Source organism: Streptomyces sp. NBC_01439 (assembly GCF_036227605.1).
Classification (GTDB): Bacteria; Actinomycetota; Actinomycetes; order Streptomycetales; family Streptomycetaceae; genus Streptomyces.
In genome coordinates, this window is the sequence record NZ_CP109487.1 from 9,041,762 (window position 1) to 9,056,313 (window position 14,552).

16 protein-coding genes are annotated in these 14,552 nt (G+C 72.4%); 10 read left to right on the forward strand and 6 right to left on the reverse strand.

What is annotated here, in order from left to right; translation table 11 throughout:
* Window positions 1–60 precede the first annotated feature (60 nt).
* Window positions 61–1,257, forward strand: a complete 1,197-nt coding sequence (locus OG207_RS41240; RefSeq protein WP_329106491.1) for an FUSC family protein — start codon at window positions 61–63, stop codon at window positions 1,255–1,257.
* Between the two features lie 15 nt (window positions 1,258–1,272).
* Window positions 1,273–1,659: a VOC family protein gene (locus tag OG207_RS41245; RefSeq protein WP_329106493.1), complete on the forward strand. Its 387-nt coding sequence runs from the start codon at window positions 1,273–1,275 to the stop codon at window positions 1,657–1,659.
* Window positions 1,660–1,740: 81 nt separating this feature from the next.
* On the opposite strand, the gene OG207_RS41250 is transcribed toward OG207_RS41245, so the two are convergent.
* Complete coding sequence (locus OG207_RS41250) at window positions 1,741–2,133, reverse strand: nuclear transport factor 2 family protein (protein WP_329106495.1); 393 nt, start codon at window positions 2,131–2,133, stop codon at window positions 1,741–1,743.
* A 123-nt stretch (window positions 2,134–2,256) separates the two neighbouring features.
* Here OG207_RS41250 and OG207_RS41255 point away from each other — a divergent pair, with 123 nt between their 5' ends.
* From OG207_RS41255 to lgt, 6 genes are all read left to right on the forward strand, one after another.
* The gene (locus OG207_RS41255) at window positions 2,257–2,700 is read left to right on the forward strand and encodes a MarR family winged helix-turn-helix transcriptional regulator (protein ID WP_329106497.1); all 444 of its coding nucleotides are present in this window, start codon (window positions 2,257–2,259) and stop codon (window positions 2,698–2,700) included.
* A 41-nt stretch (window positions 2,701–2,741) separates the two neighbouring features.
* A complete protein-coding gene (locus OG207_RS41260; protein WP_329106499.1) occupies window positions 2,742–3,143 on the forward strand; it encodes a hypothetical protein in 402 nt (133 codons plus the stop codon).
* An 89-nt stretch (window positions 3,144–3,232) separates the two neighbouring features.
* Complete coding sequence (locus OG207_RS41265; RefSeq protein WP_329106501.1) at window positions 3,233–3,583, forward strand: hypothetical protein; 351 nt, start codon at window positions 3,233–3,235, stop codon at window positions 3,581–3,583.
* Window positions 3,584–3,977: 394 nt separating this feature from the next.
* Window positions 3,978–4,526 carry a TetR/AcrR family transcriptional regulator gene (locus OG207_RS41270; protein ID WP_329106503.1) on the forward strand — a complete coding sequence of 183 codons (549 nt, stop codon included), beginning with the start codon at window positions 3,978–3,980 and terminating at the stop codon, window positions 4,524–4,526.
* A complete protein-coding gene (locus OG207_RS41275) occupies window positions 4,523–4,666 on the forward strand; it encodes a hypothetical protein (protein ID WP_329106504.1) in 144 nt (47 codons plus the stop codon). The genes OG207_RS41270 and OG207_RS41275 overlap by 4 nt, the downstream gene beginning before the upstream one ends.
* A gap of 2 nt (window positions 4,667–4,668) precedes the next feature.
* Window positions 4,669–5,574, forward strand: a complete 906-nt coding sequence (gene lgt / locus OG207_RS41280; protein ID WP_329106506.1) for a prolipoprotein diacylglyceryl transferase — start codon at window positions 4,669–4,671, stop codon at window positions 5,572–5,574.
* A 271-nt stretch (window positions 5,575–5,845) separates the two neighbouring features.
* Here the strand turns inward: lgt and OG207_RS41290 are convergent, their stop codons facing one another.
* Complete coding sequence (locus OG207_RS41290; RefSeq protein ID WP_329106508.1) at window positions 5,846–6,718, reverse strand: helix-turn-helix transcriptional regulator; 873 nt, start codon at window positions 6,716–6,718, stop codon at window positions 5,846–5,848.
* A gap of 145 nt (window positions 6,719–6,863) precedes the next feature.
* On the opposite strand from OG207_RS41290, the gene OG207_RS41295 reads away from it, so the two are divergent.
* Window positions 6,864–8,282 (forward strand): MFS transporter, encoded by a 1,419-nt coding sequence (locus OG207_RS41295; RefSeq protein ID WP_329108246.1) that lies wholly within the window; start codon window positions 6,864–6,866, stop codon window positions 8,280–8,282.
* A gap of 146 nt (window positions 8,283–8,428) precedes the next feature.
* Here the strand turns inward: OG207_RS41295 and gap are convergent, their stop codons facing one another.
* The 3 genes from gap to OG207_RS41310 form a co-directional block, all read right to left on the reverse strand.
* Window positions 8,429–9,427, reverse strand: coding sequence for a type I glyceraldehyde-3-phosphate dehydrogenase (gene gap, locus OG207_RS41300; RefSeq protein ID WP_327733177.1), 999 nt, complete (start codon window positions 9,425–9,427; stop codon window positions 8,429–8,431).
* Window positions 9,428–9,567: 140 nt separating this feature from the next.
* Window positions 9,568–10,524: a GlxA family transcriptional regulator gene (locus OG207_RS41305; RefSeq protein ID WP_329106513.1), complete on the reverse strand. Its 957-nt coding sequence runs from the start codon at window positions 10,522–10,524 to the stop codon at window positions 9,568–9,570.
* A 53-nt stretch (window positions 10,525–10,577) separates the two neighbouring features.
* Window positions 10,578–11,840: a hypothetical protein gene (locus tag OG207_RS41310; RefSeq protein ID WP_329106515.1), complete on the reverse strand. Its 1,263-nt coding sequence runs from the start codon at window positions 11,838–11,840 to the stop codon at window positions 10,578–10,580.
* A gap of 229 nt (window positions 11,841–12,069) precedes the next feature.
* Between OG207_RS41310 and OG207_RS41315 the strand changes: the two genes are divergently transcribed.
* Window positions 12,070–13,029 (forward strand): MBL fold metallo-hydrolase, encoded by a 960-nt coding sequence (locus OG207_RS41315; RefSeq protein ID WP_329106517.1) that lies wholly within the window; start codon window positions 12,070–12,072, stop codon window positions 13,027–13,029.
* A gap of 32 nt (window positions 13,030–13,061) precedes the next feature.
* Here the strand turns inward: OG207_RS41315 and OG207_RS41320 are convergent, their stop codons facing one another.
* On the reverse strand, window positions 13,062–14,459 hold the full coding sequence (locus OG207_RS41320) for a DUF7824 domain-containing protein (protein WP_329106519.1): 1,398 nt from the start codon (window positions 14,457–14,459) through the stop codon (window positions 13,062–13,064).
* Window positions 14,460–14,552 lie beyond the last annotated feature (93 nt).

Genomic DNA, 14,552 nt, shown 5'->3' on the forward strand with positions numbered 1-14,552 from the left:
GATCGGGACCGAGCGGCCACGCCATGCGTCATCCGGCCCAGCAGCGGGAAGGCGCCCCGCATGCCGGAAACGATCACCAGCCTCGCCACCCGTGTCGCACGCCGCCGCCGTGAGCCGGTCGCCGTCCAGGCCCTGCGTTCCACCGCCGCGGCCGTGATCAGCTACGTCGTCGCACTCCGCCTGAGCAGCGAGCCGCTCCCGCTGACCGCGCCACTGACCGCCCTGCTCGTCGTCCAGGTCACCCTGTACTCCACCCTCACCACCAGCATCCGCCGGGTGAACTCGGTGGTCGTCGGCGTCCTGATCGCGATCGGCTTCAGCGCGCTGGTGGGTCTGACCTGGTGGAGCCTCGGGCTGCTGATCCTCGCCTCGCTGGTCGTGGGCCACTTGGTGCGCGTCGACGAGTTCGTGCCCGAGGTCGCGATCAGCGCCATGCTCGTCCTCGGCGTCACCCAGGTCACGGACACGGCTTGGGACCGGGTCCTGGAAACGGTCATCGGTGCGGCGGTCGGGCTGCTGGTCAACCTGCTGGTGGCACCACCCCTGTGGGTCGGCCCGGCCGGCGCCGCGATCACCGACCTCGCCCGGCGCATGAGCCGGCTGCTCGACCACCTCGGCGAGGAGCCCTCCGGACCGACCAGGCTCGAGCAGGCCGCGGCCCGGCTGCACGAGGCGCGCCGCCTCGACAACGACATCGCCCAGGTCGACGCCGCCCTCCGGCAGGCCGAGGACAGCCTCCGGCTCAATCCGCGGGTCAAGGAGGGGCTGCTCTTCAGGCTGGTGCTGCGGACCGGTCTGGACACCCTGGAGATCTGCGCGGTCGTGCTCCGGGTGGCCTGCCGGACGCTGACCGACCTGGCCCGGGCCCGCCCCGACGGTCCGCTGTTCGACCCCGGGACCGCGACCGCGCTGCGGCAGGTGCTCCGCCACACGGCCATCGCGGTGGAAAGCTTCGCCCAGCTGATCACCGCGCAGGTCAGCGCCAACGCGGAGGAGGCGGAGGCCCGGCTGACCGGCGAACTGGCCGTCGCCCGGGCCCACCGCGACCGGCTCGCGGTCCTGCTGCTGGCCTCCGCCCGCGAGGATCCGGCACACTGGCAGCTGAGCGGGGCGCTGCTCACCGAGATCGACCGGGTCCTGGACGAGCTGGGCGTGGACAAGCGTTCCCAGCGCCTGTTGGAGGAACTCGATCAGCACACCGGCTCGCGGCGCCGGCGCTGGAAGTCGCTGAAACGGCCGCGGCAAGGCCGTGGGTGAGGGGAGGTAGGGGCCATGGTGCACGTACTGGGCAGCAGGGTTCTGTTGCGCCCCACGGACCCCGAACGCTCGCGCGCCTTCTACGGCGACACCCTCGGGCTCGCCGTCCACCGCGAGTTCGGCACCGGCCCCGACCGCGGGACCGTCTACTTCCTCGGCGGCGGCTTCCTCGAACTGTCCGGCCGGGCCGAGGCACCACCCGCGCCGGGCCTGCGGTTGTGGCTCCAGGTGGCGGACGTGCAGGCGGCGTACGAGGAACTGCTGGGCCGGGGCGCCGAGGTGCTGCGGCCGCCCGAGCGCGAACCCTGGGGTCTGATCGAGATGTGGATCGTCGACCCCGACGGCGTCCGGATCGCCGTGGTGGAGGTCCCCTCGGATCACCCCTTGCGCTTCCGCCCTTGACCCGCGCTGCGGGCACCGGCCTTCCGGTGCACCGGCTGACGGGGTCCTCGCTGATCGGATCGGCGATCCGAAGGACAAGTCCTAGCGGGCGCTGCCGAGGTCGCGGTCGGACTCGGATCCTTCGAGCATCAAGGTGGTCTCCTCTATGCGGCTGAAGCGGCCGTCGGGCGCGAACTCACCGAACAGGTAGACCTCGGTGCGCACCGTCGAACCGTCCGTCTTCGTGACGTGGACGGTGTGCCGGTCGGCGTAGTTGCGGCCGTCGTACAGCTCCTCGTGGACCTCGACGCTGCCGTGGTCGACGACGCTGCGCACGTGGGTGATGTGCTCGATGAAGCCGGCCCGGTCCGCCCACTCGCCGTCCGTGCGCTGACGGTATTCCGGGGCGAAGTGGCGGTCGGCGGCCTCTTGGACGGTGAGGTCGCGGTTGAGGAGCAGGTCGGTGAGGGCGGCGGTGATACCGGTGCGAGTCATGGGACTGCCTTTCGATGCAGATGGAGATGTACACGCAGTTGCGGATCGATAGTGCGTGCGCGGCGCACGCACTTCGTTCACCATAGCAGCGATGCGTGCGCGACGCACGCTATTCTTTTGGGCGTGGACAATGAGATCGGACATGAGATCGCCGACGCGCTGGGCATCCTGCTGAAGCGCACGACCCGTATGCACCTGCACCAGCGGCTCACGGAGGGCATGGGCGAGGCCGTGGACGAGGTGACCTACCCCGTGCTCAGCGCCCTGGCCCGGACCGGCTCCCGCAGCGCGGCGGACTTGGCCCGGGACGTGGGGGTCGACCGCTCCGGCGTGACCCGCCGCGCCTCCCGGCTGGAGGCCGCCGGTCTCGTCCGCCGCGAACCGGACCCCACGGACCGGCGCGCACACCTCCTGGTCCTGACCGAAGAGGGGCGGCTCGTCGTCGCAGAACTGCGTGCGCGCCTGGCGGACCACATCACGGCGAGCCTGTCCGCCTGGCCCCCGGGCGAGGCCGAGACGTTCGCCCGACACCTGCGCCGCTTCACGGCCGAGGGCCCGTTCTCCTAGGCCCTGTCCAGGTCGATCGGCGCCGGTGCTCGCTTCCCCTCGTGGTGGACCATCAGGACGTGACCGGGGCGGCCTACGACGGGGTCGTCGAGCTCTATGCGTCGATGTTCGCCGACCGGTTGGAGACGCAGCCGTTCGCGCGGGCCGTGGTCGCCACCTTCGCCGAGCAGGCGCGCGTCCTGGCGCGAGGGGGTCTGCTCCTGGTCTCGTTCTTCGCGACCGACGGACCGGACCCGGTCCGCTTCGACCACAAGGTGGCGCCCGCCTCCAGCTGGCCGGCGGACCGGTTCGCCGAGTTGCTGGCCGGGGCCGGGCTCACCACCTTCGCCCGGCTGCTCCACGACCCGGCCTCCGAGCGGGGCTTCCTCGAAGCCCACGTGCTGGCCCGCCTCGAACCGGAGCCGGGAGTCGATCCTGGACGGACCGCGCGCCGATGTACGTGAGGCCGGGCGCATCAGCGTCCGACTACTCACGCAGTTCTGAGTAGCTGCGCCCAGGTGCGGCCGCCCGCCGCCCGACTAGCCTCCGTTCCATGAGCTGTGTGGAGCAGGCGGCCGGGGCGGAGCAGCAGGCGCAAGAGGAGCCGGTGGCGGAGTCGGAGCGCAGGGGCGCGGCGTCGCTCGCGCTGGGGGTCACTGCCGTGGTGATGATGGGCTGTCCGTTCCTGCCGGAGGGACTCCCGCCCTGGATCCGGTACTTCCCCGTCTACCTCGTCCTACCCGTCGGGATCATGGCGGTCGTCTGCGGTCTCCCCGACCTGTGGGCCGTGCGGGGTGACGCGGGAGCGGCCCGCGGTCGGGCGTGGATCGGGGTCGCGCTCGGCGCGGTGGCCATCCTGGTGCCACTGGCCGTGTTCCTCTACATGTTCCTTCTCCTGGGCTGAAGGGCGCCCCGCTGAGCTCCCACGAGTAGTGGCTCCGTGGCCCCACAGTCGCCGGGTCTCCTTGTCGCGTGCGCGGTGCTGCGGTCGGGCGGAGCCCGCCGACTTCAGGTTCAGGCCCCTGCCGGTCATGGTTCGGTAGCCTCCGACCCTTGACGGCTAACGCTGTTAGCCCTAGCGTGATGTCACGCCTGGCTAACGCTGTTAGCCGCAGGGGATCGGTCGCGAGGCGAGAGGGTCGCCGTGAACACCGCTACAGCCAGCAGCACCCCGCTCGGTAGCGACCCGCCCCATCCCTGCCGGGGTGCACGGAAGGCGTCGAAGCTCCGGTCCGGGTCGTTGTCGGTTCCCGGGGAAGGGTGCCCACGCCACGCCGTTGCCGTGGGGGCGGACTGCCATGGCTGACCGCGCACAGCAGATCATGGCCGCTGCGCGGGAACTGCTCGACGCGGAAGGGGCGGATGCGTTGTCCATGCGGCGCATCGCCGAGCGTGTCGGCATCCGGGCGCCTTCCTTGTACAAGCACTTTCCTGACAAGGCCGCTGTCGAGGCTGGGCTCCAGGCCCAGGGGATGACCCGGTTGGCGCAGGATCTGGAGGCTGCCGAAGCAGCGACGGGCGTCGAACCACCCCTGCTCGTGCTCGCCCGCGCCTACCGACAGCATGCGCTCGCCAGCCCGCACCTCTACCGCATCACCCACGGTCGGCCGCTCGCCCGCAACGCACTCCCCGAGGGACTCGAAGATCGCGCAGCGATGCCGCTGGCCCGCGCGGTGCGCGGCGACATCGACATCGCGCGCTCGTTCTGGGCATTCGCGCACGGCATGGTCGTGCTCGAACTCGACGGCCGCTTCCCGCCCGGCGCGGACCTGGACGCCGCATGGCGTACCGGCTGCGAGGCGTTCGCCCGTGCGATCCGGAACGGGACCGGGGGAGAGCGCACGTGACCACCACGGCCAAGGGGCCCGTTGCCGGTGTGACCGTCCGCGCCGCCGGATACACACGCGCCGCGGCACGGATCCTCGCGCTCGCCGCCTGCGCAGCGGCTGCCTGCGCAGCCCGCTTGATTGAGACCTTCACGGAGTGACCATGGATCTCGCCTACCTGCCCAGTCCTTCGACCGGGGTCCTTCACCTCGGCCCGGTTCCGTTAAGGGCGTACGCCTTCTGCATCCTCCTGGGCATATTCGTCGCCGTCTGGCTCGGCAACCGGCGCTGGGTCGCGCGGGGCGGAGACCAGGGCGTCATCGCAGACGTCACCCTCTGGGCAGTGCCGTTCGGCATGGCCGGAGGACGCATCTACCACGTGATCACCAGCCCCGATGCGTACTTCGGCGACCACGGCGAACCCATCCGGGCCCTGTACGTGTGGGAAGGCGGGCTCGGCATCTGGGGCGCCATCGCCCTCGGCGGGGTCGGCGCGTGGATCGGCTGCCGCCGCCACCGCATCCCCTTCCCCGCCTACGCGGACGCCGTGGCCCCCGGCATAGCCCTGGCCCAGGCCGTCGGCCGCTGGGGCAACTGGTTCAACCAGGAACTCTACGGCAGCCCCACCACACTTCCCTGGGGCCTGGAGATCGACCGCGCGCACCGTCCGTCCGCCCTGCTCGACACCGCGACCTACCACCCGACCTTCCTCTACGAGTCCCTCTGGAACGTCGGCGTCGCCGCACTGGTCCTCTGGGCGGGCCGCCGGTTCGCGCTCGGTCACGGCAGGACCTTCGCCCTGTACGTCGCCGCCTACACGGTCGGACGGTTCTGGACCGAGTACCTGCGCATCGACGCGTCCCACACGTTCCTCGGCCTGCGCCTGAACGGCTGGACCTCGGTCGTGGTCTTCCTCGGCGCCATCGTCTGCCTCGTCGTATCGGCCCGCCGCCACCCAGGCGTCGAGGACGTGTCGAGGCCCAAGGGCGAGGGCGGTCACGAGATGGCCGGCGGGCCGCGCCGGGGAGTCGCCGTCAAGGCAGGAGGGGCGACGCGCGAGGACACGTGAGACCGCCGGCACCACCGTGGCCGGGCTGGCGGGCGCGAGCGTCCGCACGCTGCATCACGACGACGAGATCGGCCTCGTGCACCCGTCCGCGCGAGCCGCGTCCGGGTGCCGGGCCCACTCGCCCGACGACGTGGAGCGGCTGCGGAGGTGCTCGCCCACCGGCGGCCGGCCCGGGCCGGCATGCCCCGCCGCGATCGGGGGCCGCGCGGAGCCGGTGCTCGGTTCCGTACCGACCAGGTCGGTCGGGAGCGCCGACGAAGGCGACGTTGCGTCAGCCGCGGGGCGCCGCACCGACCGGTCGCGTCAGTCGCTCGAGCTCCTCCAAGCGCTCCCGCGTCCGCTGGTCCAGCGGTACGTACGTCACGAGCCTCGGCCCGGTGCGCGGTCCGAGCCACAGGTTGGTGTGTTCCAGGTGCAGCAGGCCCACGTGGGCGTTGCGGATGTACTTCGACTTCGCGAGCTGCCCGCCCACCACCTCGTGACGGGCCCACACCTCCCGGAACTCCGCCGACGCCCCCTCCAACCGGGCCAGCAGCGTCTTCCACGCGGGCTCCGCCAGGTGTTCGGCCATCGCCGCCCGGAACCTCGCCGCCATGAGCCGGTGCGTACTCGGCAGGTCGACCACCGACTCCCGCCACTGCGGATCGGTGAAGGCGAGCCACATGCAGTTGCGGTCCTCCGGACGCTTGCCGTCCAAGTCGCCGAGCAACTGCCCGTACGTGGCGTTGTACGCGACGATGTCGTACCGGCTGTTCTGGACGCACGCCGGGATGTGGCCCAGCTGGTCGAGCATGGCCCGCACGGCCGGCGTCACGCTGGGGCAGACCGCCGGCGGCGCCGGATCCAGGCTCCCGGCCAGCGCGAACAGGTGCTCCCGCTCGCTCACGTCGAGCAGCAGCGCCCGCGCGACCGCGTCCAGGACCTGTGCCGAGACCTGGATGTCGCGCGCCTGCTCCAGCCACGTGTACCAGGTCACGCCCACCGACGACAGGTGCGCGACCTCCTCGCGGCGCAGCCCCGGGGTCCGCCGGCGCGGCCCGCGCACCAGCCCCACCTGCTCGGGGGCGATCCGCTCGCGGCGGGTGCGCAGGAACTCTGCCAGCTCGTGCCGGCGGACATCGCTTCCAGGGGCGACAGTGGTCATGCTTCCAGCCTGCCGCACCGCCCATCCCGTTGCCAGGTACTCCTGGTACCCGGATAACGACACTCTGGTACCCGTCTGACGGCTGCGAGATCGTCGGAGGGTGACTCAGATCCCCGTACGCAGCAACCCCGTACGTACCGGCTCCGTGCCCACCAACCCCGTGCACGGTGCTCCCGCGTCCGCCGCGCCCCACCTGGGCGGCCTCGGCCTGTTCACCGTGCTCCTCGGCGCGGCCCTGCCCCTGATCGACTTCTTCATCGTCAACGTCGCGCTGCCGTCCATCGAGCACGACCTCGCCGCCGGCCCCGCCCTCCTGGAACTCGTCGTAGGCGGCTACGGCGTCGCCTACGCCGTCCTGCTGGTCCTCGGCGGGCGCGTCGGTGACAGCCTCGGCCGCCGGCGGCTCTTCCTCATCGGCATGGCTGCCTTCGGGGTCACCTCGCTCGCCTGCGGCCTCGCCCCGACCGCCTGGACCCTCGTCGCCGCCCGCGTCGCCCAGGGCGCGGCCTCCGCCCTCATGCTGCCGCAGGTGCTCGCCACCATCCAGGCCACCACCGAGGGCCCGCGCCGGGCCCGGGCCATGAGCCTGTACGGGGCCACCGGGGGCCTGTCCATGGTCGCCGGGCAGATCCTCGGCGGCGTCCTGGTCGCCGCGGACCTCGGCGGAACGGGCTGGCGCGCGGTGTTCCTGGTCAACGTACCCGTGGTGGTCCTCGGGCTGGTCCTCGCGGTGCGCACCGTCCCGGACACCCGGGCCGGTCGGCCCGCGGCCGTGGACGTACCCGGCACCCTGCTGCTCGCGCTGTCGCTGGTCTCGCTGCTGCTGCCGCTGACCGAGGGACGGGCCGCCGGTTGGCCACTGTGGACCTGGGTCTCGCTCGGCGTGTTCCCCGTCGCCGCCGCGGCGTTCTACGTCACCGAGCGCCGGGCCGACCGGAAGGGCCGCACACCGCTGGTGCCGCCGAGCCTGCTGAGGCTGGAGTCGCTGCGGCGCGGCTTGGTGCTCTTGTTGCCGTTCTCGGTCGGCTTTAGCGGCTTCATGTTCGTCCTCGCCGTGACCCTCCAACAGGGCCTGGACATGGACCCGGTGACGGCCGGCCTGGCGCTGGTGCCGATGGCCGTGGCCTTCTTCGGGGCAGCGCTGGCCGGACCACGTCTCGTCTCCCGCTTCGGCAGCCGGATCGTCACCGCCGGAGCCGTCGTCCAGGCGGCCGGGATCGGCCTCCTGCTGGCCACGCTCCGCCACGGCTGGCCGGACCTCGGCGTGGCCGAACTCGCTCCGGGCGTCGCCCTGGCGGGACTGGGCCAGGGCTTCCAACTGCCCGTGCTGATGCGTCTGATGCTGTCGGACGTTCCCGCCGAACGGGCCGGGGTGGGCGGCGGCGTCATGATCACCGCCCAGCAGTCCGCCCTGGCACTCGGCGTCGCCACGCTCGGAAGCCTCTTCCTGGCCCTGGTCCCGACGGAAGGCCTGCGCGCGGCGGTGTCCACCACCCTGCTCGTCCAACTCGGCCTGATCGCGCTGACCGTACTGCTCAGCCTCCGCCTTCCGCGCATGCGCTGAGCGGGCCGCAGGAGTACGGAGCACCCGTGCGGCCGGGCGGAAAGGCCGAAGCGCCCGCGCGCGGCCGGTCCGGTTCACCGGGGTCGATGAACCGGACCTACCGTGCGCGGGCGCCGGGCCCGCCCCCACCGGGGACCGCTGTCGGTTCAGCCCGCGGCGAGGAGCGTGAGCGTGTCGATCACGCGGTTCGAGAAGCCCCACTCGTTGTCGTACCAGGCGACCACCTTGACGTGGCGGCCGTCGACGCGGGTGAGCTCCGAGTCGAAGATCGAAGACGCGGGGTTGCCCGTGATGTCGGAAGACACCAGCGGGTCCTCGGAGTACTCGAGCACGCCGGCCAGCGGTCCCTGCGCCGCGGCCCGGTAGGCCTCCAGGATCTCCTCGCGCGTCACGTCGCGGGCGACGGTGGTGTTGAGCTCGACGATCGAGCCCACCGGGACCGGCACGCGGATGGAGTCGCCCGACAGCTTGCCGTCGAGCTGCGGCAGTACGAGGCCGATCGCCTTCGCGGCACCGGTCGAGGTCGGCACGATGTTGACGCCGGCGGCGCGGGCACGCCGGGGGTCGCGGTGCGGGCCGTCCTGCAGGTTCTGCTCCTGCGTGTAGGCGTGCACGGTGGTCATGAACCCGTGCTCGATGCCCGCGAGCTCGTCGAGCACGGCGGCCAGCGGGGCGAGCGCGTTGGTGGTGCAGGACGCGTTCGAGACGATCGTGTGCAGGGCCGGGTCGTAGGCGTCGGTGTTGACACCGTACGCGAGCGTCACATCGGCGCCGTCGGACGGAGCGCTGACGAGCACCTTGCGCGCACCGGCCTTGAGGTGGCCGCGGGCGGCCTCGGCCGAGGTGAAGCGGCCGGTCGCCTCCAGCACGAGGTCGACTTCGAGCTCGGCCCAGGGCAGCTGCTCGGGCTCGCGCTCGGCCAGCACCGTGATCCGGTGTCCGTCGACGACGAGAACGTTGCCCTCGACGGTCACCGGGCGGCCGAGCCGGCCGGACGTGGTGTCGTACGCGAGCAGCCGCGCGAGGGTGGCGGGCTCCGTCAGGTCGTTGACGGCCACGACCTCGAGGTCGGTGTCGCGCTCGAGGAGCGCACGCAGCACGTTGCGTCCGATGCGGCCGAATCCGTTGATGGCAATGCGAGTCATGACGATGTCCCTTTCGTTCGCCATCAGGTTCGCTGCCGATCACCGTCCGCGACAGCGGCGAGATCGCCATGGTTCGTAAGGATCTCGCCAGGAACTCGCCGAGCGGCGTTCCCGGACCGTTCGCCCTGGTCGGCGCCGGATCATTCGCCCTGGGTGAAGGTGCGCCGGTACTCGGTCGGGGTGGTGCCGAGGATGCGGTGGAAGTGCAGACGAAGATTGGCGCCGGTGCCGAGGCCGACATCGTCCGCGATCTGCTCGACACTGCGCTCCGAACGCTCCAGCAGCTCACGTGCCACGTCGATCCGGGCCCGCATGACCCACTGCATCGGCGTGTACCCGGTGTCCTCGGCGAAGCGCCGCGAGAAGGTGCGCGCCGAGACCCCCGCGTGCTGCGCCAGCGCCTCCAGCGTGAGCGGTTCGCCCAGCTGGTACAGGGCCCACTCGCGGGTGGCGGCGAACCTTTCGCCGAGCGGCTCGGGCACGCTGCGCGGCACGTACTGCGCCTGGCCGCCGCTGCGGTAGGGCGCCGCGACCAGGCGCCGGGCCGCGTGGTTGGAGGCGGCCACGCCGAGGTCGCGGCGCAGGATGTGCAGGCACAGGTCGATGCCCGAGGCGGCGCCGGCAGAGGTGAGCACACTGCCCTCGTCGACGAACAGGACGTTCTCGTCGAGCCGGACGAGCGGATGCTTCGCGGCGAGGGCCCGCGCGTAGTGCCAGTGGGTCGTGGCGCGCTTGCCGTCGAGCAGACCGGTGGCGGCGAGCGCGAACGCGCCCGTCGAGATGGCCGCGAGCCGCGCCCCCCGGCCGTGGGCGGCGATCAGCGCGTCGATGACCGCCTGCGGCGGGTCCTCACGGTCGGGGAAGCGGTAACCGGGGACGAAGACGATGTCGGCCCAAGCGAGCGCGTCGAGCCCGTGGGTGACGTGGTACGACAGGCCGTCGCCGCCGGTGACGAGGCCGGGAGCGGCACCGCAGACCCGTACCTCGTACGGCATGCTCGCGCGGGTCGTGAACACTTGCGCGGGGATGCCCACGTCAAGGGGCTTCGCGCCCTCGAGGACGAGGACGGCTACGCGGTGGAGGCGGGAGGGCGGCACGGGTTCAGGGTACGGCGGGGGAGGGCGCGGCCCGTGCGCTCCCCCGGCCGGCGCTACAGCTGCCCGGCGATGAGGTCGAGGTCCCCGCGGGTGAAGCCCGGACCGTCGGAGCCGTCCGGGGCGAACGACTCGATGACGGCCTCGACGTCGGGAGCCGCGTCCGTGCCGTTCACGTCGGTGAACTGCACGTTGTAGAAGATGATCCTGCCGTCGACGTCCGCGTTGGAGATCTCCAGGACCACGTCGAGCCACTCGGTGGCGTCGTCCACGTTGCCCTGCGTGCGGTCCAGTTCGCGCAGAGCGCTCCGGCCGATGCCCGGCAGCAGCGCGGCGGCGAGGGCCTTGGCGTCGGCGAAGGTGCGTACGTCGGGCCACAAGGTGTTGATGGGCCGGGGCCGGGAGGCGTCCGTGAAGTCGAAGAACGTGAGCGTGTGGCGCACGCACACGTGGTGCACGTTCTTCTCGGCCGCCGTCAGCCGCAGGGTGACCTCCCGGTCGCCCACGGTGCCGCGGACCGTGGCGGTCGCGGCGGCGGCTGCGGAGGCGGCGTAGGCCGCGATCGACGGCGCGTTCGCCCGGGCCCCGGCGAAGAGGCGCCGGCCCTGCTCGGGCGTCGGGAACGGGGTCAGACCCTTGCGCAGGTTCTGCTTGGTGGTGGAGTCGTACACCCACTGCTCGCGCAACGGCGGATACAGCACCCGCTCACCGCGCGCGACCCGTTCGGCGGCGACGTGCGCCGTCTGCAGGTGCCGGTGCAGGGTGGTCCAGAGCGCCGCGTCGTACACGCCGCGCCCGTCGTCCGCGTCGGCCGCGGTCAGCCAGGCGGTCTCCAGCTCCTTGAGCGCGATCGACACGGCGTCCATCCGACGGGTGCCCGGGCCGCCCGGCACCGGCTCGGTGTCGGGGTCGAAGTTCATGCCCGGGTCATTGGCCGGGCTCTGCGGGCCGAGCGACACCATCAGCGGCAGGTTCCACAGCAGCCGGTGCGGGTTGGGGCTGCCGCCCGGCCCCGCCATGGCCACGGCGTCGGCGACGCTCTCGCCGGCCACCGCCCAGCACAGGTTCCAGAACGCCCGCGCCGCTCCCTGGAGCCGGGGCTCCTTCGCGTTCCAGGCCGGCGTGAGCCGCTCGGCGATCGAGCTGAGCCGCTCCTTGGAGATCTTGTGGTGCAGGGCCCCGGATTTCCACTCGGTGGGTAACGCGTAGGCCAGCTTGCCGTCGTTCAGCGGTTTGACGGCCCAGTTGCCCTTGCCCGGGACCTCTCGGGCGGTGCTCGGTGGTGGCGCCGGCCTGCCGGCCACCGGTGACGTCGTCATGGCACTCCCTCCGCGGCCACGGGCGCGGGCCGGCCCCATCTTCGTGCCCTCGGGGAACGGGCGTCCACCGGTTCCGGCGCATTGGGAAGGGTGGGACGAGGGACCACGGGCGGGAGGAGGCGGACCAGTCCGCGTCGTGTCCGGCGCCCGGAAAACGGCGGGCCGCGGCCGGGCACGGCCCGTTACGATCGGGCCTCCACCCGATCACGGCGGTCCGACGGAGGCACCGATGACACTGGCCCCTTCGCGGACACCCGCCCATCCCGAACGGCTGGAGCAAGGACACCCGTTCCGCCAGTGGAAGACCTGGCGCATACCCGGCACCGAACTGACGCTCACCGGATACTCGCGCGCCAACGACAAGACGTTCTTCCACGTCCCCGAACTGCGCTGCGCGCTCGACGCGGGACTGGTGGAAGGACGTCAGCCGGAAACCGTCTTCCTCACCCACACCCATCACGACCATTCCAAGGACCTCGACCACCTCGCGGCCAGGCCCGACGGGGTCGACATCCACCTGCCCGCCGCGGCGGTGCCGTACGTGGAGACCTTTCTGCGGGCCTCCGCCGAACTGAACCACGGCACGGCCTACGATCCGGCCCTCGCCGCCGGTTGCCGGCTCCACGGGGTGCGCGGCGGCGACGAGTTCGCCTTCGGGCGCCGCGGCCACCACGTACGGGTGGTGGAGTGCGTGCACAAGGTGCCCTGCGTGGGATACGCCTTCGCCGAACGACGCAAGGCCCTGCTGCCGGAGTACGAGGAACTGCGCCACGACCTCGCCGCACAGGGCCGGGGCGCGGAGTTCGGCCGCATCCTGGCACAGCGGCGCAAGGCGGGCGCCGAGGTCGAACGCGAGGTCCGCAGGCCGTTGTTCGCCTTCCTCGGCGACACCCACGTCAGCGTCTTCGAGGACAACCCCTGGCTCTTCGAGTATCCGGTGATCATCACCGAGTGCACGTTTCTCGACGACGCCGAACTGGAGCGGGCCGACCGGGTCGGGCACACCGTCTGGAGCCGGTTGAAGCCCGTCGTCGAGGCCCACCCGGACACCCGATTCGTCCTCACCCACTTCAGCCTGCGTCACTCGGACCAGGACGTCCTGGACTTCTTCCACGACGAACGGCCCGACAACGTACTGCTGTGGGTGCACCCGGACAGCCGACTGCCCGAGCAGCACCAACACGGCTGACCGCCGCGGGCCGCCGTTCCCCGGGCCCCGGGTCAGACCCCCGCCAGCGCGTCCCGCAACCTCCGGGCCTGTCTGAGCAGTTGGGACGAACCCGGTCGCTGCGCGAGCGCCGTCACCTCGGGCAGCTCGCCGCGCGCGCCCGACAGCAGTGCGGAGTCCGCCGCGACGGCCAGCAGCACCCCGTGCGCCTGGGGCCGGGTGCGGGCCAGTAGTCCGGGCAGGGAGGCGGCCAGGACCGCCCAGACCGCCCCGGCGCCCTCCGGTACGGCGACGGCCGCCCGCAGTGACTCGGTCAGCAGGGGCATCCTCAGCGTTCCCAGCCCGACGAGCTCGGTCAGCTCCCGGCCCAGCAACTCGCCGTCCAGCTGGCCCCGCGAAGCCAGCAGCACCAGCGCCCGCCCGGCGGCCTGCCGCTCGGGCTCGGGTACGGCGGCGAGCCCGTAGGCCACGGCCAGGTGGACGGCGGGGCCGGCAGGGCCGTCGGTCCCGGCCAGTGCCTCCAGGAAGGCGGGGGAGCCACGGCCGTCCTGGTCGGCCGCCGACGCGACACCCGTCAGTAGCCGGGCCGCGGCTATCTCCGGGTGCCAGGGCAGGGTCGCGACGGTGTGCGCGTCCCGGTAGTCCGGCAGGGACCAGTGCGGACAGGAGATGGCCGGCTCGAAGACGCGGAACAGCGACCAGAACTGCCGCGGGAACGCGCCGCGGCCCTCGATGGCCTCGTGCCCCACCAGGATCCGACGGCCGATGCGTGCTCCCCGGCGCCTGCTGGGACGCTCGGCCTCACCCGCTTCGCGCTCCCGCCACCACGTCGGCCGGGGCAGACCGCCCTGTCGCAGCCAGGCGGCCACCCGGGTCCCCTCCGCCAGCCCCAACCCCTCCGCGGCACGCACCGCTTCGGGGTCCACCCGGCCGCCGCAGCGCAGCAGTGCCTGCCCCAGGTCCGCCGGTCCGGGCCGGACACCGAGGCGTTCGTACTCGGCGAGGCGCTCGACCAGCTCGTACGGCTCCACCGCGCCCGTCGGCCGGCTCGGTACGGAGAGCAGGAAGGGCACGGAGTCCCCGGCCCGCAACCGGGCGGCGATCTCGGCGGCGCGCGCACCCGCTATGTAGTCCAGCGCCACGTGCTGGCACAGTTCGAGCCAGCCCGCCCGGGTGTTCTCCCAGGACTCCTCCGCCCGTACCGGACCGACCGCAGCGCCGACGACGCCCGCTATGCACCGCACCTGTGCGTGCGGTTTCACCTTGAACTCGCGCGGGACGGAGCCCAGCGCGGCGGCCAGCGCCTCCCGGTCCCGGAAGTCGTGGCTCACCACGGCATTGAGCACCCGTTCGAACGGCACCACGCCGGGGTCGTGGCGACCCGCCAGCACGGCCACGACCTCGTCGGCGAGCGCATCCAGTGACGGTACGGCGAATTCCCCCTTGATCATGTGATGAAGGCTAGACCCTGCCACTGACATTGATACTCGTAGCGGGTTCCGGTGGTCGTGGCTCTGCCACTGACTGACAGCGCCCTGTCGGCG